This is a genomic window from Candidatus Contubernalis alkalaceticus, from assembly GCF_022558445.1.
GTDB lineage: Bacteria > Bacillota > Dethiobacteria > SKNC01 > SKNC01 > Contubernalis > Contubernalis alkaliaceticus.
Map to the genome: position 1 here is coordinate 1,665,967 of NZ_CP054699.1, position 21,354 is coordinate 1,687,320.

27 protein-coding genes and 1 other annotated feature are annotated in these 21,354 nt (G+C 38.8%); of the genes, 6 read left to right on the forward strand and 21 right to left on the reverse strand.

The genetic code is table 11. The features are described from left to right. Positions 1-705, reverse strand: a complete 705-nt coding sequence (locus HUE98_RS08205; RefSeq protein ID WP_241423347.1) for a response regulator transcription factor — start codon at positions 703-705, stop codon at positions 1-3. A gap of 201 nt (positions 706-906) precedes the next feature. Here HUE98_RS08205 and HUE98_RS17860 point away from each other — a divergent pair, with 201 nt between their 5' ends. Continuing rightward, positions 907-1,050 (forward strand): hypothetical protein, encoded by a 144-nt coding sequence (locus HUE98_RS17860; protein ID WP_320415675.1) that lies wholly within the window; start codon positions 907-909, stop codon positions 1,048-1,050. 80 nt (positions 1,051-1,130) lie between these two features. Here the strand turns inward: HUE98_RS17860 and HUE98_RS08215 are convergent, their stop codons facing one another. The 8 genes from HUE98_RS08215 to HUE98_RS08250 all read right to left on the reverse strand — a co-directional run bounded on the left by HUE98_RS08215 (position 1,131) and on the right by HUE98_RS08250 (position 8,838). Then, entirely contained in the window at positions 1,131-2,336 is a 1,206-nt protein-coding gene (locus HUE98_RS08215) for a glycosyltransferase (protein ID WP_241423348.1), read from the reverse strand. 17 nt (positions 2,337-2,353) lie between these two features. Next, positions 2,354-2,998: a TetR/AcrR family transcriptional regulator gene (locus HUE98_RS08220; RefSeq protein WP_407080279.1), complete on the reverse strand. Its 645-nt coding sequence runs from the start codon at positions 2,996-2,998 to the stop codon at positions 2,354-2,356. Positions 2,999-3,295: 297 nt separating this feature from the next. After that, positions 3,296-3,607 carry a hypothetical protein gene (locus tag HUE98_RS08225; protein WP_241423350.1) on the reverse strand — a complete coding sequence of 104 codons (312 nt, stop codon included), beginning with the start codon at positions 3,605-3,607 and terminating at the stop codon, positions 3,296-3,298. A gap of 227 nt (positions 3,608-3,834) precedes the next feature. Then, positions 3,835-5,463: a methionine--tRNA ligase gene (gene metG, locus HUE98_RS08230; RefSeq protein ID WP_241423351.1), complete on the reverse strand. Its 1,629-nt coding sequence runs from the start codon at positions 5,461-5,463 to the stop codon at positions 3,835-3,837. Positions 5,464-5,522: 59 nt separating this feature from the next. Then, positions 5,523-5,792: a binding site (T-box leader), on the reverse strand. Positions 5,793-5,919: 127 nt separating this feature from the next. Next, positions 5,920-7,011, reverse strand: coding sequence for an alpha/beta fold hydrolase (locus HUE98_RS08235; RefSeq protein WP_241423352.1), 1,092 nt, complete (start codon positions 7,009-7,011; stop codon positions 5,920-5,922). Positions 7,012-7,050: 39 nt separating this feature from the next. Beyond that, complete coding sequence (locus tag HUE98_RS08240) at positions 7,051-7,350, reverse strand: hypothetical protein (RefSeq protein ID WP_241423353.1); 300 nt, start codon at positions 7,348-7,350, stop codon at positions 7,051-7,053. 9 nt (positions 7,351-7,359) lie between these two features. Further along, positions 7,360-8,019 (reverse strand): alpha/beta fold hydrolase, encoded by a 660-nt coding sequence (locus HUE98_RS08245; RefSeq protein ID WP_241423354.1) that lies wholly within the window; start codon positions 8,017-8,019, stop codon positions 7,360-7,362. A gap of 102 nt (positions 8,020-8,121) precedes the next feature. Further along, a complete protein-coding gene (locus tag HUE98_RS08250; RefSeq protein WP_241423355.1) occupies positions 8,122-8,838 on the reverse strand; it encodes a zinc metalloprotease in 717 nt (238 codons plus the stop codon). Positions 8,839-9,115: 277 nt separating this feature from the next. Between HUE98_RS08250 and HUE98_RS08255 the strand changes: the two genes are divergently transcribed. Beyond that, positions 9,116-9,289: an alpha/beta fold hydrolase gene (locus HUE98_RS08255; protein ID WP_241423356.1), complete on the forward strand. Its 174-nt coding sequence runs from the start codon at positions 9,116-9,118 to the stop codon at positions 9,287-9,289. An 81-nt stretch (positions 9,290-9,370) separates the two neighbouring features. Here HUE98_RS08255 and HUE98_RS08260 read toward each other — a convergent pair whose 3' ends face one another. Next, positions 9,371-9,817: a DUF3795 domain-containing protein gene (locus HUE98_RS08260; protein ID WP_241423357.1), complete on the reverse strand. Its 447-nt coding sequence runs from the start codon at positions 9,815-9,817 to the stop codon at positions 9,371-9,373. 293 nt (positions 9,818-10,110) lie between these two features. Here HUE98_RS08260 and HUE98_RS08265 point away from each other — a divergent pair, with 293 nt between their 5' ends. Then, on the forward strand, positions 10,111-10,275 hold the full coding sequence (locus tag HUE98_RS08265; protein ID WP_241423358.1) for a hypothetical protein: 165 nt from the start codon (positions 10,111-10,113) through the stop codon (positions 10,273-10,275). A 307-nt stretch (positions 10,276-10,582) separates the two neighbouring features. Here HUE98_RS08265 and HUE98_RS08270 read toward each other — a convergent pair whose 3' ends face one another. The 4 genes from HUE98_RS08270 to HUE98_RS08285 form a co-directional block, all read right to left on the reverse strand. Continuing rightward, positions 10,583-10,921, reverse strand: coding sequence for an arsenate reductase family protein (locus HUE98_RS08270; protein ID WP_241423359.1), 339 nt, complete (start codon positions 10,919-10,921; stop codon positions 10,583-10,585). Positions 10,922-11,281: 360 nt separating this feature from the next. Next, positions 11,282-11,590 (reverse strand): DUF3784 domain-containing protein, encoded by a 309-nt coding sequence (locus HUE98_RS08275; protein WP_241423360.1) that lies wholly within the window; start codon positions 11,588-11,590, stop codon positions 11,282-11,284. A gap of 237 nt (positions 11,591-11,827) precedes the next feature. Next, positions 11,828-12,220, reverse strand: a complete 393-nt coding sequence (locus tag HUE98_RS08280; protein WP_241423361.1) for a hypothetical protein — start codon at positions 12,218-12,220, stop codon at positions 11,828-11,830. A 539-nt stretch (positions 12,221-12,759) separates the two neighbouring features. After that, complete coding sequence (locus HUE98_RS08285) at positions 12,760-13,635, reverse strand: SPL family radical SAM protein (protein ID WP_241423362.1); 876 nt, start codon at positions 13,633-13,635, stop codon at positions 12,760-12,762. A gap of 266 nt (positions 13,636-13,901) precedes the next feature. On the opposite strand from HUE98_RS08285, the gene HUE98_RS08290 reads away from it, so the two are divergent. Further along, positions 13,902-14,297 carry a DUF6608 family protein gene (locus HUE98_RS08290; RefSeq protein WP_241423363.1) on the forward strand — a complete coding sequence of 132 codons (396 nt, stop codon included), beginning with the start codon at positions 13,902-13,904 and terminating at the stop codon, positions 14,295-14,297. A 1-nt stretch (position 14,298) separates the two neighbouring features. Beyond that, positions 14,299-15,405, forward strand: coding sequence for a hypothetical protein (locus HUE98_RS08295; RefSeq protein ID WP_241423364.1), 1,107 nt, complete (start codon positions 14,299-14,301; stop codon positions 15,403-15,405). A 338-nt stretch (positions 15,406-15,743) separates the two neighbouring features. Here HUE98_RS08295 and HUE98_RS08300 read toward each other — a convergent pair whose 3' ends face one another. The 6 genes from HUE98_RS08300 to HUE98_RS08325 all read right to left on the reverse strand — a co-directional run bounded on the left by HUE98_RS08300 (position 15,744) and on the right by HUE98_RS08325 (position 18,728). Further along, positions 15,744-16,007: a DUF1294 domain-containing protein gene (locus HUE98_RS08300; protein ID WP_241423365.1), complete on the reverse strand. Its 264-nt coding sequence runs from the start codon at positions 16,005-16,007 to the stop codon at positions 15,744-15,746. Positions 16,008-16,304: 297 nt separating this feature from the next. Further along, the gene (locus HUE98_RS08305) at positions 16,305-16,613 is read right to left on the reverse strand and encodes an alpha/beta fold hydrolase (protein WP_241423366.1); all 309 of its coding nucleotides are present in this window, start codon (positions 16,611-16,613) and stop codon (positions 16,305-16,307) included. Next, entirely contained in the window at positions 16,610-17,086 is a 477-nt protein-coding gene (locus HUE98_RS08310; RefSeq protein WP_241423367.1) for an alpha/beta fold hydrolase, read from the reverse strand. Before HUE98_RS08310 ends, HUE98_RS08305 begins: the two co-directional genes overlap by 4 nt. Before the next feature lie 193 nt (positions 17,087-17,279). Continuing rightward, positions 17,280-17,867 carry a DUF998 domain-containing protein gene (locus HUE98_RS08315; protein WP_241423368.1) on the reverse strand — a complete coding sequence of 196 codons (588 nt, stop codon included), beginning with the start codon at positions 17,865-17,867 and terminating at the stop codon, positions 17,280-17,282. A 116-nt stretch (positions 17,868-17,983) separates the two neighbouring features. Further along, positions 17,984-18,439: a type II toxin-antitoxin system VapC family toxin gene (locus HUE98_RS08320; RefSeq protein ID WP_241423369.1), complete on the reverse strand. Its 456-nt coding sequence runs from the start codon at positions 18,437-18,439 to the stop codon at positions 17,984-17,986. Further along, positions 18,432-18,728, reverse strand: a complete 297-nt coding sequence (locus HUE98_RS08325; RefSeq protein ID WP_241423370.1) for a type II toxin-antitoxin system Phd/YefM family antitoxin — start codon at positions 18,726-18,728, stop codon at positions 18,432-18,434. The genes HUE98_RS08320 and HUE98_RS08325 overlap by 8 nt, the downstream gene beginning before the upstream one ends. 647 nt (positions 18,729-19,375) lie before the next feature. Between HUE98_RS08325 and HUE98_RS08330 the strand changes: the two genes are divergently transcribed. Continuing rightward, positions 19,376-20,578: an RNA-guided endonuclease InsQ/TnpB family protein gene (locus tag HUE98_RS08330; RefSeq protein ID WP_241423371.1), complete on the forward strand. Its 1,203-nt coding sequence runs from the start codon at positions 19,376-19,378 to the stop codon at positions 20,576-20,578. 131 nt (positions 20,579-20,709) lie between these two features. Here the strand turns inward: HUE98_RS08330 and HUE98_RS08335 are convergent, their stop codons facing one another. Beyond that, entirely contained in the window at positions 20,710-21,351 is a 642-nt protein-coding gene (locus tag HUE98_RS08335; protein ID WP_407080280.1) for a DUF6933 domain-containing protein, read from the reverse strand. Positions 21,352-21,354: the final 3 nt, after the last annotated feature.

Below are 21,354 nucleotides of genomic sequence, written 5' to 3' on the forward strand. Positions count from 1 at the left end.
CTATTCCTCTTCATCAAAGTCGAATTTGTAGCCAACGCCCCAAACAGTCTTTATGTATTTTGGCCTGGAGGGGTCTTCCTCTATCTTTTCACGGATTTTTCGGATATGCACTGTGATGGTATTGATATCGCCAAACTCATCATAACCCCAAATCTGGTTGTAAAGCTGTTCCCGGTTGAAAACCTGTTTGGGATGTTGTGCCAGGTAATTAAGTAGTTCAAATTCCTTGGCGGCCAGCTCTACTTTTGAGTTCTTTACGTGCACTGAATAAGAACTGCTGTTAATGATGAGATTGCCAATCTTATGCAGTGGGGAATCCTTGTAGACATTAGAAAGATGCATAAACCTTCTTAACTGGGCCTTAACTCTGGCTACCACCTCTGTGGGGCTGAAGGGCTTGGTAATGTAATCGTCTGCGCCCAATCCCAGGCCCAGAATTTTATCGATATCCGTACTTTTAGAGCTGAGCATGAGAATAGGTATGTTGGATTTGGAGCGGATAATCCTGCAGACCTCCATCCCGTCAATATTCGGCATCATGATATCCAGAATTACCAGTTGAGGTTGAAATTTATGAAATTGTTCCAGGGCCTCCTCTCCATTGAAGGCCAGGCAGGTTTTAAAACCCTCTTGATTCAGGTAATCTCGGAGGATTTCTGCCAGTTCAACTTCATCATCCACAATCAAGATTTTTTCATTGCTCATACTTACTCTCACTCCCGGCACATTATGTCCACCTCTTACATTATAACACTATACATTCGTGTCAGAAAACCATGGAAATATTTTGTACACAAAAAAGTACAGCCGACTCCATATGTAACAGATATTGAACAGTATTTTATCACAAGGAAAAATGCGCTGGATTATCAGTACGGTGGGAAGAAGGTTTCCTATGAGGAGTTTATGGAGATTTCTGAGAAAAGTACACTGAGAATGGAATTTATTAACGGCGAGATTTATTTACTGGCCCGGTACGGTCTTCTGCTAACTATCGGATTTAAATTTTCAGGATTATTAAGTATAGCGATTAAAGAGATAAACTCTTAAAATAAAGGATTAATTGATTTAAAATTTCAGTAAGAGAGGTATTACCAGGGAGACCTTTGATAAGTTATGCTCTCCGGTAGTTAGTTTTCCTTATAGATTTCTCTGATACGATTTACGACAGATTCTTTTTGTACTTGCTTTTCCATCTTCTTTTTTATCTCTAATAATTCTTCTGAATACAATTCTTTTTTTAAAGCACTTTCAAGTCGATTAATGATAGCTCGTTCATTTAAATTCTTAATATGAATAGGCTTTGAAGCTATTCCCATCTGATAGAGCCTTTTAGCCCAATCAAATTGATCAACTAAATGCGGAACTGGAATGGTTGGAACACCTGCCCTTAAAGTTGAACATGTTGTCCCTAAACCACAATGATGTGCAATCAGGTCAACTTTTGGCAACAGAAAATGAAAAGGGTACTCTTCCATCTGGATGAAGCAACCTTCATTTGCTGCCCTGTCAATTTCCGGCGACTTTATTTCTGTTCCTACCCATATCGTGTCAAAACCAAATCTTCTCCCAGCATTTACAAATTGCATTGCTATAGATGACAGATTATTGTTTGCCCATGTAATCGAGCCAAAGCTGACTAATAACTTTTTGGTATTTCTATGTAAAAAAGCGTCCAATTCCTCTGACAAAATGGGTGAATCATAATCAGGAAACCAATAATCAGATTGAAATACAGAAGCCTCAAAATCATGCACTGGTGTTAGCAAAGTTGGAATAGGAAGTAAAAAAGGTTTAGCATAAAAATTATCCATTGATATGGATGCACCACCAAACTGAGTACGAAACTCATTATAAGGTTTGAAAATCAATTGTTTTAAAAAAATAGCTCCAATCAAATTCTTAAGGGAATTCGAAAGCTTATTTTGAGTAAGTCTTGCCAAGCTAGGATTAAGACCTGCTCGGATGAATTTTTTATTGTGCAGATCTGCCTCAAGTTCACCAAACCATCCATGTCCAATAACGACATCATAATCAGGGACAATTTTGTTGATTTTGTAATGTGCCTTCTCCATACCATCAAACATAAGGGATATACCTTTTTTTACAGCGCTCAACCCCTGATTCTCAAGAAGCTTCGCAACAGAATCGTTTTTATCTTCACTATTATCATTGTCTATAGAAAAAAAATCTATTTTCTGGGATTGAACACGTTTTTTATGTATGTCGTTTGTGACAAGAGTTACAGGAATACTATCCTTAATTAGTGCTTGAGCTAACCCAACATAAGGTTCAATATCACCTCTTGTTCCAATTGTAAGTATTAGTACTCTCATCTACTAACCTCCTCATATCACTTATAGAATAAATCTCTAAAAAACTGAAAGTATTCATTGAGATGATGTTCAATATCCTGATCTGTGTCCAAAGTACTACTTTGGGTATCCCGAAATCGGTCAGTTAAAAGTCCGATTACTGTATATCGAATAATTGCTATCATCTTATCAATATCTACATCATCTTTGATCATATTTTTATCGATTCCCTGATTATACAGCTTTTTGCTGATATCTTGACTGATATCATCCGCATATTTTGTTATTGTCGCGTTGGAAAGCTTTAATAAATGTTTTTGATAGAATTCAAAGATGTATGGATACTCCTTCGTGGCGTGCAATATTGATAATGAAATTTCCCGTTCCCTATTGATTATATCGCCATCATTCCAATCAATACTGTTTTTTATATCGTGAATAATTACTTTAATTGAATAGTAGACCAAAAAATCAAATACCTCTTGTTTATCCTTAAAATAATGATATAAAAGTCCTCTAGATATACCCGCTCGTTTAACAATCATATTGGTTGAGGCTTTATCAATCTCATTTCTGCTATACACCTCAAATCCGGCTTTGATGATTCGCTTCACTTTTTCATTTTCAGTATCAATATGTTTAAAATTTATATTATTCATTTGTAACTCCTTATCTCTTACCATTGACAACTTCTGTCTATACCATTATTATAAAGATACCGTCAGAAGTTGTCAATGGTAATTCAGTATTTTTTTCCTTGAACCCGTCGCGCTTTTTCTTCTCCTAAAAGTCAAACAGTTTCCCGGCATTCACCGCTTCAGAATCCGGCATTTGCTGCAAGAGCTCAGATATTCGTAAACAAAAGAAAACAAGCGTCCCCCCTAATTATTGGTAATCGCTTGGGTTTGTTACTGCTATTAAAATGGTTTCAGAAAGCGTGGAAAATAGTGGAATGCATGAGGATATTCTTGTTTATGGGATTATTTCTTTTTAGCCATTTCGCTCCATATGGATGCCACAATCACGTAGATAACCAAAAAGATTGCAAATATAATCGTCACCTTCGGCATCCATGATAAATTGAATAATTCCCCGATCAATATTGAAAAGAACATAATAGCTATACCTAAATAAACTGTTGCAACAAATAGATATTCAGTCTTTGTTTTCATTTTCTTCCGTTCTTCTGGATTTACTAAAAAATACATTGTTGTTAATAATGGACCTTTCTGTTGAAAAGCAAAAATTGAATACACCAAACAGACAAAGCCAATGATTGCAACTACTATCATTTGATATAGCTCCTATCTTTAATTTTAACGTATCTTAGTTTACGCTACTGACAACCAAAAAAAAAGTTATCAAAATCCTTCACATTTCATTTTACCACCTTTCCCATTGGCCCCGTGTTTACGTGATTGGCTGCAGGAAATTATATTCGATGTATATCATTGAAATTATTATACATCATTCCCTTCGTCTAAACAATTAATACCCACAGTTTTTTGCTTGAGCCCCATTAGACAGTACTGCCCTTTAGTTTATTAACCTCTTCTTCAATTCTTTTCTTATTTATCCGTTGAAAAAGTATTTCCACCTGATTGACCGGCTGCAGTGGAGAAACTGCCGTATACTGCCAGGTATTTTCAGGGATACTCAGAAACTCCCTTATCTTTTTGGAGCTAAAAGGGATGAAGGGAGACAGCAGATTAGATAAATTGGCAATAATCTGAACGCAGGTGTAAATAGTGTCCGCACAATCTGATGGATTCTGCTTTATTGTAACCCACGGCTGGCGCTCATCAAAATATTTATTTGATTTCCTTATGAATTGAAAGATCTGCTCTAACGCACCCTTGAACTCCCCCGATTCAATTTTGTTTCCTGTCTGTCTGTACAGTACATCAATCTGGCTGTGTATTTCTTTATTGACAGTTCCTTCAGGAACCTTTCCTTCAAAAGATTTATGAATAAAGACCAGGCTCCTGTTGACCAGGTTTCCAAATGCCCCTAACAATTCCCCGTTATGGCTGTAAATAAACTCCCGCCATGAAAAATCAGAATCGCGTTTTTCTGGCCCGTTTATAGTAAGGTAGTAACGAATCGAGTCAGGATGATAATTCTGTAAGATATATGGGACCCAGACTGCCCAATTACTGCTGGTTGATAATTTTCTTCCTTCAATAGTCAGATATTCACTAGAAATTATCTGGTCAGGAACATGCAGATCATCATACCCCTTGAGTAAGGCAGGTAATATTAACGTGTGAAAAGGAATATTGTCTTTACCATGTACATAAAAGGCGGTCACATCTCCCCTCCAGTACGTTTCCCAAGGGACGCCCTTGAGTTCACACCATCTCCTGGCTGCAGTAAAATAGCCCCATACTGCTTCAATCCACACATAAATTTTCTTTCCTTCAAAGCCCTTCAGGGGCACATCAATCCCCCAGGTTAAGTCTCTAGTCACTGCACGGTCCTGTAACCCTTCCCTCAGGTACCGCTTTGTCAGCTGGAGGGCATTCTCTCTCCAGTCATCATGACTGTTCAGATATTCTTCCAGGTCCCGTTGAAATTTTGACAAAGCCAAATAAAAGTGCTCCGTATCTCTAACCGATGGTGAACTCCCGCACAGGCTGCATTTCTTATCTTTCAAATCTATGGGGTCCAGGATTGCGGAGCAGTTATCACACTGGTCTCCCCGGGCTTGGTTGAAGCAGTATGGGCATATGCCTTCCACAAATCGATCGGGTAAAAACTGCTCACAGGTTATACAATAAGTCTGCTTTATTGTTTTGGGGTAAATTAAGCCCTTTTCAAGCAGGGTTAAAAACAGTTGTTGAACCAGCCGGTGATGATATTCCTGGTCGGTGCGGGTATATAAATCATAAGAAAATCCCAGCTTTTGAAAGCATTCAACAAATTCTTCATGGTAGCGGTCTGCGATTTCTTTTGGGGATACCTTTTCCTGCCTGGCCCGTATGGCTATAGGAGTGCCGTGGCAGTCACTTCCGGACACATACAATATGTTTTTGCCAGTTAGACGGTAATACCTGGCCAGAATGTCTCCCGGAAGCAGTGCGGCGATGTGTCCCAGATGAAGGGAACCATTTGCATAAGGCCAGGCTCCACCGATTAATATATTCATACTATTCACCTCTCAAATATATTTTTGAACAATAAAAAACTCTCGTCTCTTAGAAAAATCTAAGGGACGAGAGCAGATTCCCGTGTTACCACCCCATTTTACCAATACCTCACGGCATTGACCTCTTCGAGTACGACACATAAACAATGTGTTTATACTCTAGCACTATAACGGGTGCGAGAGAGACCGGCACAGCCTACGCCCGTAAAAAGGGTTCGAAGTGCAACTCAGAGGCCATGTTCAAAAGAATACTCTTTACCCCATTTCAGCAGGCCGGGGCTCTCTGTAAAAGAAATCCTCTTCTTACTCTTCCTCTTCATCGTTTTTAAACATTATTGATTTCTTTAGTATAGTATTGCTAAGTTATAATGTCAACATTTATCTGATTTTTTTATAATTGTACCTTCCAGTAACTTTTTTTGTTGTTTTTTTTAATTTATTCTTTTTTTAGAATAGTCAATTTTCAGGTTCATGGCGAATTTTTTGGACGAGAATTTGCTGAAAAAGTTCAATTTCTTCAAAGATAGGGCTGTGGGCTGAATTTTCAAACCATATGAGTTCCTTGGAAGGGGCTTTTAAATGATGGTAGTATTCTTCCACTAGTTCAAAGGGTGCGATATAATCGTGCCTGCCTGTAATAAAGTAGACAGGAATCTCCACCTCAGTGACCTGTTCCATGAGGTTTACCGTTAACAGTTCATCCCATAGATAGTATACCGAGGACTGATTGCCCCGCTTAAGGTTAAAGAAATCTATGATGCTGTATTCCGGAGCAAAGAGGTTTAATGAGTCCGAAAACAGATTCTTATTATTGTGTACATTACCGCCGTAATATGAGAGCCATTTACGTTGAACCAGTAGTTTGTCCCAAAATGTATCGTCAAATTCATAAGGAGCAGCACCGGCTGCCCTCAGCTCTTCTACAGCCTTGTTATTATTGTCAGCGTAAGCTGACTCCAAAGTGTAGTGGTAGGATATGGCTTCCCCCTTTGCAGGATTGACTACCTGGGCAGTGCCAAAATAGGCATGGTATAGTTCAGGACGCTGGTAAACTGCTTTCATCCCGATAATAGTGCCCCAGGAGTGGCCCATGAGATATATTTTGTCTGTTTCGAAACGTTCAATTAAAAGCAGGGTCAGCTGGTGTGTGTCTGAGACGAACTGGTCAATAGTAAAAGAATCTTCAGGGATACGGACAGAATATGATTTGCCGGCACCTCTCTGATCCCAGTTGACCAGTGTGAAATGCTCCTCCAACTCCCGGTGAAAATGCCGCAAATTAGGCAGGGCAGAACCTCCAGGTCCACCGTGGAGGAAAAGAAGCACAGGATTTTGGGTATTAGTTCCTCGAATAGATATCCACTGTTCAACCTCACCCAGGACGACTGGCTCCAGAGTTTCAATACCGTTGACGGTATCGATGGCAAAGGCCCTGCGAACCTGGTGTTTTTCATAAGATATATAAAGAAGGCCTGTTCCTATTAATATAACCGACAGGGTGGTAATGAAGATAATAATGTATTGAAGAATCTTCTTTGTTTTCTGCATTGTTTAGTTCTCCCTGTTCTCAGAATTAAATGTTAACAATCACATTTTAATTTGTCTGATAAAGGCCTTTATCTCATCAACTATAGTATCCGCTTTTTTATGATGAAGATAATGACCACAGTCAAGGTATTTGTATTTTCCCACATCAATCTTCAGCACATAGTTAGACAGCAATTCTCTCCAATTAGTCCCTGGAACTTCTTTACCGTCAGAGATAAAAAAGTATATAGGCGTATGAATTGGAATTTTATTGGCTTGTACTTTTTTTGCATTGTCCAACAAAAAGTCAATTTCGCTTAACATGTTTTTGGAATAGGCACTTTTATAAAGTATTGCCATGTACTGTTCTTAATCTTCGTTGGTCAGGTCTTTAGATTTCATTAGGGGGAAAGTCTTTTCTACTTCAGACTCAGGCATGAATCGGGATAAACCCATTCTTGATACTAAATACATGAAATATAATTGAGTTTTGTGAGGCATTTGTAGAGATTGGTCAACAAAATCAGGAACCGTTGGATCAAGCCCAATGATTGCTTTTACCTCATAGGGATATTTCTGTGCCCAGTATATTGCTTCTAAACCCGACATTGAGTGAGGAACCAGTACATATGGCTCTTTTTCTCCGGCAAATTCCAGAGCTTGCCTGGTTTCTTTAAGCATGGTATCAATATCTCTTGGGCTTGATGACGTTTCACTCCAACCATAACCCGCCTTTTCTACTACAGCAATTCGATATTCATCCACCATTCTCATCCATAAAGGTTTAAAATCTATAGTTGGATTGGTGGTCCCATGACCAGACATGAAGATCAATGTATTATCCCCGTGACCGTCTACATAGATATGAGTTTTGTGATTCTTTACTTTGACTAGCTTCCCTGGTGGCGGATATTTTTTGGCTTCTTTTCGCAGTTGGTAGTTATGATTTATGGTAGAAGTGACCAGGAGAATTCCTATCAAGCCACATACAATTAAAAGAATTATGAAAATTATCTCTAATATGTTCACACTTACTCACTCTTTCCCCACATAGATCTTTCCGCTGGTAAAGACCTGCAGCACCACTGACGGCTCTGCTATATATGAGCAGTTAATCCAGCTAATGGATTATTACTCGACAGGATATACCTTTAGCATTTGTTTTGATACTTGTGATGACAACTCTTTGAGAAGATATTTTTGTTTCTCTACCTGTTCTATATTGTTTTTTTCTTTGTAATGCAGGTATAAAAAGTAATGCCCCAAGTATTTGATGTTTTGTTCTTTATCATTAATTAAAACACATACATCGTCTAAATTTATATCCGCATAATTTTCGTTGAATCCCGCTTTTCGAATAACATTCCACAAAGCGAGTTCGACTTTTCTTGTATGCTCTCTTTTCATTCTCAACCATCTGCCACCATCTGTATAAAATGCGCCCATCTTCCCTGGAATAAGGGATGCAACGCCCATACCTATCGGCATTGCGCTTAACCAAACAAAAATATTGCTATCCGTTAGAATTGCTAACGGTAACATTAGCAGGCCAAATATTATTGATGTCAGGGGTCCAAAAAGCAGCACTTTGCCAAACTTCTCAAAACTATCGTTGTCTTCATTCTGTGGAAATACTCCTCCAATACCACCCCAAAACGTATAGTTCTTTTCGATATAAAAAACAATTCTATCATCCTCATTACGCTTTAGTCCAAAAGGACCTACAACTAACAAAAAAAATTTAAATCCCTGGAGAAGACCAGCTAATATGTGTCCTAACTCGTGAATAACTCCAGAAATAAGATAGCTAACAATAAACATCAACAAAAATAATAATACATCTATCATCTAGCTTCTACACCTTTCAATCAAAAGAATATAGTCAACTAAAACAATGTTGACCTTGATCCATGTATTTTACAGTGTGGTCTTTCCTTCGAAACCGGAATCGGTGCCCACGAAGACCCAGAGGTTGCGGCCGGGGTTGGTATACGGTTAATATGTATTTGGTATAAAATATTCTACACAGGAATAAAATTCCCTGCAATAATGACGTAAGCGTTGATCGTGTCAAGACACGGCAGGTTTTTTGTCAAAAACCTCAGGCAATTTAAAGCATTGAATATTGAAAAGAACATCAGTTTCATTAAAAATATGTCTGTTAAAATGGTATGCAGACCGGCCTGAAAGCCAGCTGAAGATGGTTGAAAACGCACATCATATTGTCAACCAGGACAAACCGGAGGAATTGAACAAGATTTTGTTAGATTTTCTGAAAGAACGACAAAATGTAGAATGATTTACTGCCGCTATTACCTGAATAAACGTTACATTCTCCCAGGGCCTATTGACGCGTGAGGATGTAACTGAGGCTATAAGCCTATTCCTCATTCCAGCGGTATTTTTTATTCCGTTGTAATGTTTCAAGATTACAATTCAAGCACAGTCCGTTATGGCAGCATATCACTGTGCCGCATTCCGGGCACTGCCACTTTTCCTCTTCCTTTTTCAGGAATCCCTCCAGGCCATTTTCTTTAATAAATTTAAGATTTTCTATCATGCTCATATGGTATTTTGTGCGGTAGCGTTTATCCAAAGATTTCAATCTTTTGCAGGGAAAAGCTTTGCACTCATAGCATAATCGGACTTTCCCTTTTCCAAGCAACTCACATCGATCACCCATGTGAGTACAGTTTTCTCCTCTCGGAATACAGCCGGGACAATATTTCTTGCGGAATCCTTGTTTGTTCAAGTCATTTTTCATGAATTGATAAGAAATGCATAAGCTGCAATTCATTCCACAAGGAGCAATTAGCTTTTCATACATTTTAAACCCCACCTCCTAGAATGTTTTCCACATAAGGCACCAAATCCAATGCATCCTGTTCAGTTCTGATAGCTGATTCACTTTTTAAATTTTCTTTCATTGGCTTAGAATAACTGCTGTCTTCGGAAAGGCCACTAAGTCTTTTCGCACCTCTCCGGCTTCTATGGCCTGGTTAACCATGGAAGTAATGTACTGATCAAAGGCATCTCTAAATTTTCCCCAGATCCTCTCTTTAAAGCTAATTGTCCGGCATATTCTGCAGATGGTTATTGATCATGTAAGAAGACCTTTATATGTATATGCTGAACAGGGTAATGGAAGAAAAAGCAAAGTTTCTTCAAACGGCTATTCAAAAATTGAATCGTCCTCTCCATGAATTGGATTTTTTTGAAAGCCTGGCTTTTCAGATGGAAGTAGCCGTTAAATTCGCAAAAAAGAATTATCGCTATCAAGCTTAGTGAAGGCGTTCCCCCCTTTATGGAGTCCAGATGGACGAGAATTTAACCCCAGGCGTTAGGCGTAAGACATTATACGTGAGACAATACTGAGCCTGGTCGCCTTCCTTCTTCTTAAGACAAAGGGGTGTGGAGTCGTCTTTGACGCTGTCGTTGGCCTTCATCTTGACTGCCGGTTCTTACATGGTAGTTTTATCTTGAAACCTAACCTATCCTACTTACTTTTGACGTACGGAGGGAAAAAAGTCTCCTATAACGAAAAACATTATTAATAAGCAGTTGCCGTGTGGCATGCGATATTATAGCCCATTTACTCCCAATCCTTCCACACATCAGGTTGATAACCTACCGTAGCATTTTTGCCGTTTCTTACAATTGGAGTTTTGTAAAGCTTAGGGTTTTTGAAAAGAATTTCTTCTCGGACACTGCTACTTCCAATATATTGAAGGTTAAGTCTCTTATACTCACCCGTATCCTGATTAAATAAATTATTCAAACCTACGGCAGCTTTCACGTTTGCCAACTCACCTTTACTTAATCCATATTTAAAGAGGTCAATGAACTGATATTTAATTTTTCTCTCTTTAAAGTACCGCTCTGCCTTTTTAGTATCAAAGCATTTTGTTGCTCCAAATATTTGTATGCCCATCAAATAATCTCCTTAAGGAATGATTTGGAATCAGAATTATGCTACAGCGAAAGAACTTTATGAAAAAGCTTTAGCTATAGCAAAAGATGAAATTGATATAATAGCTGTACAGGAAAGATTAGAAGACTTCTTTTAAGATACACTTAATGATATGATTCAAATAAACCTTGTCTTCTTTCATACTTGCACCGCTTGATTAATAACCTGTTTTCTAAAAATTGGGTTAACAGCATTTTCTGTTACTACATCAACAGGTTTATTTAAAAGCTCTTCAAGTTCTTCTTTCAAACGTATTAATGTGTCCTCTCTAAATCTTTATGCTTTTGAGCCAGTCAATACCAAAACCGGAGCAAATGCAAATCATTTAATAATAAATCTCCGATTTCCCAGAACAATTCTCATGGAAAGCAAGGGTATGGCGCCCAGAGCATACACCAAAAACAATACTCCTCTTCCTTCAGGTACAACTGCCATCAGCCCTACGGAAACAAACGCCAGGATTCCCATCAAAATTAGATTGGCCCCGACCCACTTGGCGAGCCTCTCCTGGTCTTTTACTTTTTTCGGATCATAACCCGCCAGAATCTCCACCATTTGCTTTTTACCTACCAGATAACCCAGGACAAAACAAGTTAGCCCCATAAATGCAGTAATTGCAATCAATACCATAATTCAATCAAACCTCCCTCTTGCAAAATAATCTCTTTAAGCTCTATTAATATACTCTTAAATTCCAGTACCAGCAATTCTATAAAGAATTGAACTCCCAATGATTGGCCATTTCAACTGCCGTGGGACAATGTCACGCGATCTAGCAAGGAGTCTCACCAGCGACAGTGATACCTGCACCTCTCAAAAATATATTCTAATTTACCCCCTGAATACTGATACCAAAGTATTATTTCTCTATTGTTGTTCAACCTTTTCTAAGGGGAATAAGACTGCCAAATATAGTATAGCAATGACGAATGATATAACGGGTAAAATCCACCTGGCCTCGTCTAGTGGAAAAGGGATTACCAGCTGATAAACCCCCCCGGCAATCCAAAATGATGCCATTCCACCTACAATCCATTTTCGTATGGCGATATGGTTGAAAGAAACGTATGTAAGAATACCTCCCAGTGTAAGTAAATAACTAAAGGAAAAGTTCATTGCATACAAGGCCCAGCTAATTGGTGCATACAGGTCAGCCGCATGCTGTTCCCAGGGCAAAAACAAGGGAACGAAAAAATGTGAAAATCCCATAAAAAATGTTAATACTGAAGCAGCCAGGTTAAAAGCATATTTTCTCGACACTATTTGTCCTCCCATCTTTTTGTGCAGTAACTGCCTCAATTAAAAAGGGAATGGCCCCGATCCCCGATTTTATTATAGGTTTACAATCATATAGGCTTCTCGCAAAGCAGCTCCTGCTAATAATTAGGGACCGGTTTAGACTTGGAGAAAAAACTCTCTGACTTATTAACTGAGATAGTATTAGTTGCTACAGCCAAAAGCACACCTGCCATTATTTCATATAAACCAGCACGGCTAAAAACAGCCAATATAGGAGCCATTCTTTCTACCATTTGTATAGAAATGAATTTGTTCTTAAAGTGGCACCATACATAATCATCCAAGCTAATGGTACTAAATATCCAAAGGAAAAGTATTTCACACGTAAAAAAATATTACCTATAACATAAATAACCTCCCAATAAGATTTAAACTAAATATAGTTAAGAACCGCCCCCTAGTAACTAACCCAAAAATTTGTACCAATGACATTTTAAATTTCCCCCTTCTATTGATTATTTTTTAAAATAACAAACCAGCTTTCTAGATGTGAGCTGCTGTTATTCAATTTTTTTCAATTTTTCTTTCATTGGCTTAGAATAACTGCTGGAAAGAGAATACTTATCTCTGAGCAAATTTACGGTCTTATATAAGGTATTCTTATAATCCTTGTCTGCACCACCTGTTTTATATAGTGCTAAAAAATGATTATAAAGACCGGAGAACTCCTTTTTTATAAAATCAAAAAACACCCTCCTTGTTTTTCCCCTTAAATAAAGAGTTCCTGGCAAAACATAATGAACATTACTTTCTTTTGCTTTATTAAAAAGTGAATCAATGTTCTTAAAGCTGTCTGTCAGATATGGAATAATGGGCATTACATGCAATCCCACAGAAGCATTGGTTTCTCTAAATGTTTTGAGCATTTTGAAACGCCTGTTGGATTCCACCCCACCAGGTTCAATTAGCTTTCTTAATTCTTCGTCCACGGTTGTAATGGTTGCGGCGATATTAATATAGGTTATCCTCGACAATTCATTAATTAAATCATAGTCTCTAAGAATTAAATCCGATTTTGTTGAAATAATCGCAGGAGTTTGGTATTTGATAAGTAACCTTAAAATTTCCGGCATTAGTTTATAATGCTCCTCTGCCGGCTGGTAGCTGTCACTTACCCCGCCAATATTCACAATCTCTCTTTTCCAGTTCCCGCTGCTCAGCTGTTTTTCAAGCTGCTCTATAATATTTGTTTTCACATATATATCCTTACAATAATTATCAGAACCTAAATATTCATGGGAATAAATAGCGAAGCAGTATTTGCAGCCATGTTCGCAGCCCCGATAAATGTTTAAGTCCCAGCTGTACGGCATCCTTCTTTTAAGCTGGTTTAATGCAATTTCACAATTGATTTCCTTATATTTTCTAGCTCCCATTGATAAACCCTCGTTTGTGTATAATCTATTTTTCAATTTCCCGTTACGCCAAACTAATACACCTGGAATGTGACTACCAATATTATTAACCCTATGTGCTAATTGCAAGACTTTTTTCCGTCTTCTGATAACGGCAGGAAAAACTCGGGGGTTTGGCGAAACAATGGTTAGCATAAAAAGTTGTTTTAGATCAGGTAACAAGGGAGATTATGTCTATAATCATCCGTGAGGGACTTTAAATTATAATATTTGCACAGGGGGCTGAAATGACAAATCTCATCTTGGTAGAAATCAAAAAAGGCATCATTCTGTTTTCCATTCTTTACACATTTACCACAATCACCAGCAGCGCATGGCAGCTCTACACAGGCCAGTTGACCGATACAAACGTGCACTTGCTTAACAGAGCCGCTGTAATATTCATTGCTGTCGCCACAATCCATTTATTTTTTAAGGTTCAGGTCAAAAATCAAGTCCTGCGTTACCTGTTGCCCTATGCCATATCAATGGGTCTGGTCCTTGGCTATACCTGGCTCTTTGGTCGGTTTCAACCTCTGCATCCTGATGCGTACCGGGACATCTTCCTCAATTTCACTGTCATAGCTGCCATTGTGATTGCAGTTATGATCATCATTGAAAAGGTTAAACTAAGAAGAAAGTAAAATGATTCAGGAGGATGACTATGCAAGCACGACTGGAGGTTTTCACATGTATTCGCCTTTTACATTAAACATAAGTCCCATGGAACGATTGTTCCTCATCAATTTTGAGAAGGATCCGGACGAAATCTACATTGGCTTTGAGCCGCAGTGGTTTGATGATGTTTCTTACGGTACAGGCTTAAGAATTATAGCCTGGCGCAAGGACGGCTATATCGATGTGTACCAGCAACCTGGCCTGTCCAAAGAATATAAAATAGACGTAGCAGCAAAGGGGCTGGCTGATACCACTGTAAGTCCCATGATCAATGCCCGGTTTAGCGTGACCACAAGCGGCGTTGATGTGGCCTTCGCCTTTGAGGACAAAGCTGGCCGCAAGGTGGAAGTTGAAATTGTGGAAAAAAGCCAGAAGCCAACCAAACCCTTTTCGCTATTGGCGCCTGTGGGAAGCTCCTCGGCTAATCCCTCGTCTCTACCGGTCTATCTGATGTTTAAGTTTGATTTTGTCCGCCGGGCCAATACTGACGTAACCATCAGCATTAACGGCCGCACTCATAAAGCAGATACCTTCCCATTCCCACTTAATGGTTCTCGCGTGTACTTTATGCGCTACAGTGCCGATACATTTCTGGTGGACTGGTGCCCGGCACAGTCACAGGCGCTTGAGCCACTTAGAGGGGAAGGAAACAAGCTTTACGGGCCGAATGACACTTTTTATGAGCTTTTAGAGCAACAGAACTATCCCTCCTTTGCCCGCATTAGTTCAAGCCGCAAAAGCCATAGCTTTGCAGCCGAGTTTCACCCACCCTTTCCGGAAATCACCCACATCGCGGATAATACTTCCCTTCGCGGCGAATTCGTCCTTGGCGCGGATGAGTCTGCAGGGGTGGTGAGAGGTACTTATGAGGTTAGCCGCAGTGGTGAAGAGGTGGAAGTAACCCTTAACCCCAGAGGCGGGTGGGAGCCACGCCCCAAGACCCTTTTCCTGAAGTTCCTGTTTAACGCTGCCAAGATCTTCCGCCAGTGGCCAAAAACCTACCTGTGGACGGCTAAGATCAAGCTTAGTGAAGGCGTTCCCCCCTTTATGGAGTCCAGATGGACGAGAATTTAACCCCAGGCTTTAGGCGTAAGACATTATACGTGAGACAATACTGAGCCGGCTGGTCGCCGTCCTTCTTCTTAAGACAAAGGGGTGGGGAGTCGTCTTTGACGCTGTCGTTGGCCCTCATCTTGACTGCCGGTTCTTATATGGTAGTTTTATCTTGAAACCTAACCTATCCTACTTACTTTTGACGTACGGAGGGAAAAAAGTCTCTTCTGCTGTTAGCGGAAATGGGTATTCAGCAGACCCAGCTCTCCACGGCAGCAATGGCGTGTTTTACAGTAACCTGGAGTCAAAGCCTTGTGCCTGAAGTTAAAATAAATAACCTCCAGTTATGATAAAATGTGCTACCGGCTTAAGTAAAAATATATTACAAATAAATTAAAAAATATTATGAGTGGTATGCCATGGGTGAAGTGTAGTTGCTTTGTTTTATGGCGAAAAATCCTCATTCCCAGGTAAATACCAATAGCCCCGCCAATAAATGCTAACACAAACAAACTTCTTTCCGATATCCTCCAGTTACCGGTTTTAGCCCTGTTTTTATCTAAACCCAAAACAATAAAGCTAACAACGTTTATTATCAGGAAAGATGTAGCTAATTTTACCAAATCATCACTCCGTTTTTAAATTGTTTAACCATCTTCAACAAGCCTCGCTACATCCATGCTGCACTTCTTTCATATACCTTAAAGAACCACCCCAAAACGGTTATTATGTAAAGTATAATCCACTATTGTTGTAACACCACACTTACCACAAAAAACATTATTAATAAGCAGTTGCCGTGTGGCATGCGATATTATAGCCCATTTACCCCCAATCCTTCCACACATCAGGTTGATAACCTACCGTAGCATTTTGCCGTTTCTTACAATTGGAGTTTTGTAAAGCTTACTTATCAGCTATTACAAAAAGTCATTTATTATTCTTTTCATGTATTGCTTCCTTTTCTCTGAAGAAAAATACAAATGCCCACAATCTTGCAAAAGGTATGCTTCAACATTAGAAATTATTTCCTTTGCTCTTTGAATTACTTTTTCACCTGGGAATAATACATCATTTTCACCCGCCAGTAATAATGTGGGTGCCTGATAATTCTTTATCTCTTCTTTAATAACATTACTTGGCATATTAGGATTAACTTTAACATGGTGGAAGCTTATGCGAATCATTTCCAATGTATCTTTATCAATCGGTTCCCCTTTGGTTGTCATAGGTAAAAATGCTTTCTCGAACCACTTTTCTTTCTTTGTTCAATGTACATCATCATTGGTATTCCCATGCTGAAAATAAGTCTTGATTTTGAAGCATTATATATTCCAGCTGGTACAAGTAGTATTGCTTTTGAAATCTTTTCAGGAGAAATGCACATAAGCTTAGCTAGAATACCGCCACCAAAGGACTCTCCCATGCAGATAATTCTCTCAAAACCTAAGGAATCAATGACATCCGATGCCCATTCACCATATTCAAGTGTATTTGATGATAAAACGCTCTGATCGCTTTTTCCAGGGTGTCCAATAGTATCAGGTGCATATACTTGATAGTCTTTAATTAAATACAAGTTTTGTTTTAATGAAAATGGAGCGGTACTGTTTCCACCATGAAATAACAATATTGGCTTTGCATCTTCCTTGCCTACCTTTAAGATGTGGGTTTTCCCAAATCTTGTGTCCACATAAAACATCTTTATATTCTACTTCTAAGCTCTGAACCTGCCGATCATATAATTCTTTTACTATTTTTTCTCCTTCTTTTGTTTTGTAAATAGATACAGCCATATTTTTTGCCGCCTCTCCCCATATAAGTTTCACTGATAGAGATGTATCATTCTATTCCGAAAACCCATCGTCGCTATAATAGTTCTTTATTCTTCCAGTTTACTTTTTAAAATTAACCGCTGCTCCCTTAAGAAATATTATTAACCATCCAAAAGAAATAATAAACATCAGGCGCTGCCATATTCCGGCGTAGGGCGTATTAAAGATAAGTATTGAAAAGAACACGGCGATGACTGCCACCAGCACAGCCAAAAGACGTCTGGCTGGTTTTAATTCAATGAAAGCAGCAGAAAAAGCAAAAATAGTAAAAGAAAATCCTACCATGCTGGCAAAAAACGAATGTAGCTGGTCCTCCCGTAGGTTGTATAACAGGTCCATATGGAATGGGGCATGCTTAAAGATAGCGGTAAAAATAAGTGATAAACCAAAAATAGTCAACAAAATCTTTTGAAACCAGTATTTTTTTAAATAAAGCCAGCTTTCTATAATACAGGCGATTCCTAAAAAGAGAAAGACAATATTCATGATCCAGGCATTGGGCGTCATCTGCGCACCCAACTGACTGGTTGTATGATATATGATTGAATAACCTTCAATGCTGAAAAAGGGCAGGATAAAAATAACCAGAACCATGATAATGTATACCGGTAACAGCAGATGTCTTTTTCTAAAGCCAGATTTGCTCATTTCATTTCCCCCGGGGAAAACTGATGTATTCCAAGTCAAAGATTGAGTCCCTTTTCAATTAATTGATCCGGGAACTAACAGGCCAACCCTGGTTACAATACAATTGCAGCCATTTTTCACTGCAGTTCCTTTATAGATTTTACATATTGTTTCTTGCCTCTTAAGGAATTAATTAATTTCTCGTCTGCTGTCCATAATTCACAAGTTTTTTTTGTTTTTTCTCTTATTTCTTCTGATACAGCTAAAAAGGCTGCATCATACAAGGTAGGCATGTCAAAAGAACAACTGATTTTCCAGGCTCTATGTATTATTGAATCTCCTTCTAAGTATTCAATCCCCGGGAAATTAGTATAATTTGTCCATATCTCTTCACCATCTTGAAAAGTAATTTGCTTAGATCTAATTTTTTTCCTAATAATACTTCCCATTTCTGCCCAGGCAAAGGAAGGCAATATTATTATTTGATTTTTTTCTATGATGTTTTGCATTAAAAAAACTGCCTTTGAACTGTCTTGTTCTTCAAAAAAAACTTTTACTAATACAGACGTGTCTAAACAAATGAACTTACTCATACCGGTTTTTTCCTTCTCGTAAATCCCTTATTAACATAATAGAATCTTCAGGCACTCCTTTTTTAACAATCCGCTTTTTAACTTTCGTTATTTTTTCTAAGAACCTTTTTCGACTTTCCTTTAAATCGTTATCTTCCAATAATTGCAGCTTATCAAAGCTTTCGGCATCTATTATATATGCAACAGGTTTTGATCTTTGTAAAATAGCAATCGGCTTTTTATTTTTTACTAATTCTGCAAGTACTGCTTTTGCATTTCTCCTTATTTCAGTAATACTAACCATCCGCATAATATCCCTCCTAAACGTACCTTTAAAAGCATTATAACATTAAAAATTAAAAGAATAAAGATGTTCTCATTAGCTCATGAAATGTCAATGGAATATATTTTGGGCAAACCTTAAAAACCCGCCCTGGAAATAAATGCGGATCAATAGATCAATAGAGTGTGAAGAATGTAGAAAGAAAATTAAAGATATTGTGAAATTGTATCTCGACTTATCATGATACGTTTTGACTTTAGTCCGCCTTGGGAAAAAAGTGCGGACATCGGGTCCGTCCGGTCTTTAATTAAAACCAACCATAAACAGGTGTTTTCTCATAGAGGTGAATAGCGGTACCCACTTATAGAAAGCCTTAGTCGATCATTTATCTTTTCCCGGCTTAGTCTTCTTTCCTTTTGTGATTCAGCCCAGGTTTTCATACTCTCATATTCAGGATCTGATTTATCATCTTAGCGAGAAGACCCCTTCCTCTAAGCAAAGCGAAGGTAGGGGATGAATCGTTTTTCTCTATTCTTAGGCAGAAGACCTCCATCCTCTACAGGTGGGAGATGAATGCTGAAAAAATCGAAAACTGTTACGAACTATTGTTCCCCACTCTCCTTAATTGTGATATAATGGAAATATAAAAAGCAATTAGAGGGAGGTGAAAATCAGTGATTCGTACCCACAAAACAACCTTTCGGGTTTCCAAAAAAGACTTAGAAAGACTATTTGCTTGTAACCGCATTTCAGCCACAATTTGGAATGATTGCCTGAAACATGCTAGAAACCATCACCAGCAAACAGGCTGTTGGATTAACTTAAGTGAACTACAACAACTCACCCGTAAACAATATCACCTTCACAGTCAAAGCATCCAGTCAGTCCAGGAAAGATACTTACAAGCAAGGACAAATGCTTGGAAGGCCAGACAAAAAGGCTTTAAATATATTCGCTACCCTTACAAAGAGAAAAAACACTATCCTGCACGGTGGAAAAAAGACGGTTTTACAGTCCACTCTAACGGGTTAATTGAATTAAAAATGTGCTTAATTAATGGCAAACGCACACCTCCAATCCGGGTAAAGCTGGCTCACCTGCCCCAAGGTCAAATCAAAGAAATTGAACTAATTTGGGACAGAAAGCTAATGCTGGCTGTTAGCTATGAAGATGGCAGGCAGCCTAAAGAAAATAACGGACAGTTTACTGCCGCCATTGATATGGGTGAAATTCATGGGATAGCCTCCCTGGCGGACAACGGCCAGTCACTTATTATCACTTCCCGGAAGCTTCGCTCCCAAAAACGCCTGCGGAACAAAAAATATACTGAACTCCAAAAAAAGCTAAGCAGATGCCAAAAAGGCTCAAGAAGATGGAAAAAACTTCGCCGGGCACTGGTTAAAACCCAGCAAAAGACACAAAGACAACAGCGGGATATCCTTCATAAAACCAGCTGCCAGTTTGTCAGGTGGGCTGAAGCGAACCAAATTAAACAGGTAGTCGTTGGTGATGTGGAAGGGGTTCAGCGAAACACAAAAGCTCACAAAAAAAATCCCAAAAAGAAACACAGGAGCCGCAAAGTAAATCAAAAGTTGAGTCAATGGCCCTTTGGTATTCTGCTAATGTATCTTACCTACAAGCTGGCTGCAGCAGGGATTGACCTAAACAGGATAGATGAATCATACACCACACAGACATGTCCTGTCTGTAACCGGAAGAAAAAAGTATCCGGTAGAACTTACCGGTGTCATTGTGGCTATAATGAACACCGGGATATCCATGGTGCTAAAAACATATTAGCAAAACACAAATATGGAGAAATAAAAGATTTGGGAATACCCATAAGCAAGATAACGTATCTACGGCCCGCCAGTTAGCGGAAAGTAGTAGAAGCCCTGTTCCGGGCCAGGAGGAAAGCTAAACCTCTTGTTGTCAGGAGAGTCAGTGGATATTCGAGCATTCTTTGTGAATGAGGTTCCTCTAACGAGTAATCGTCCCGGGTATATCATTAGTCATTCTCCTGGAAGCCCCTACCTCTAAACTGAAAGTGTAGGTGGGGGAGGTTCACCTTAAGTTGATAGAGATTTACATCTAAAATATCTTCCGGATTACTTTTGTCATCACTACCACAATAAATGCTCAGGCACTCGATCATTTTTTGTATTGGGTGAAAATACTCGTTTGTAACAGATTTTTGAATTAGTCTGCCTGTTACAATGCTTATGTATCTTTGAATCTGTGTCCTTTCATCCAGAAACTCCTCCATAAATCCCACTTCATAAACGGTGTTATTCATCTTTGCTACCATACTTTTATTTGCAGTTTTTGAAAACACAATTTCGCCAGCATCAGCCATATAGTTATTTATCACATCTTCACGTATGCCTTCCATACGCAATGTAACTCTTATAGCCTCTCTAATAAGTTCTTTCATTCTTGCAAAACTCTTTGGTTTTGGCCTGTAAATAACCACCGGATATCTTGTTTCGTTATTCATCAGAATAACTGCTTTCCTTCTGTTTATATTGACAATATTGGCATGCCAGGCCTTTAGGCTGTCCGGGAAACATTCATGTCCCTCGGGGGACTTCAGCTGATCTCTAGTAATATTCATTTTGTCCAGTAAGGCTTTGGTGCATTGAATCAGCATGTA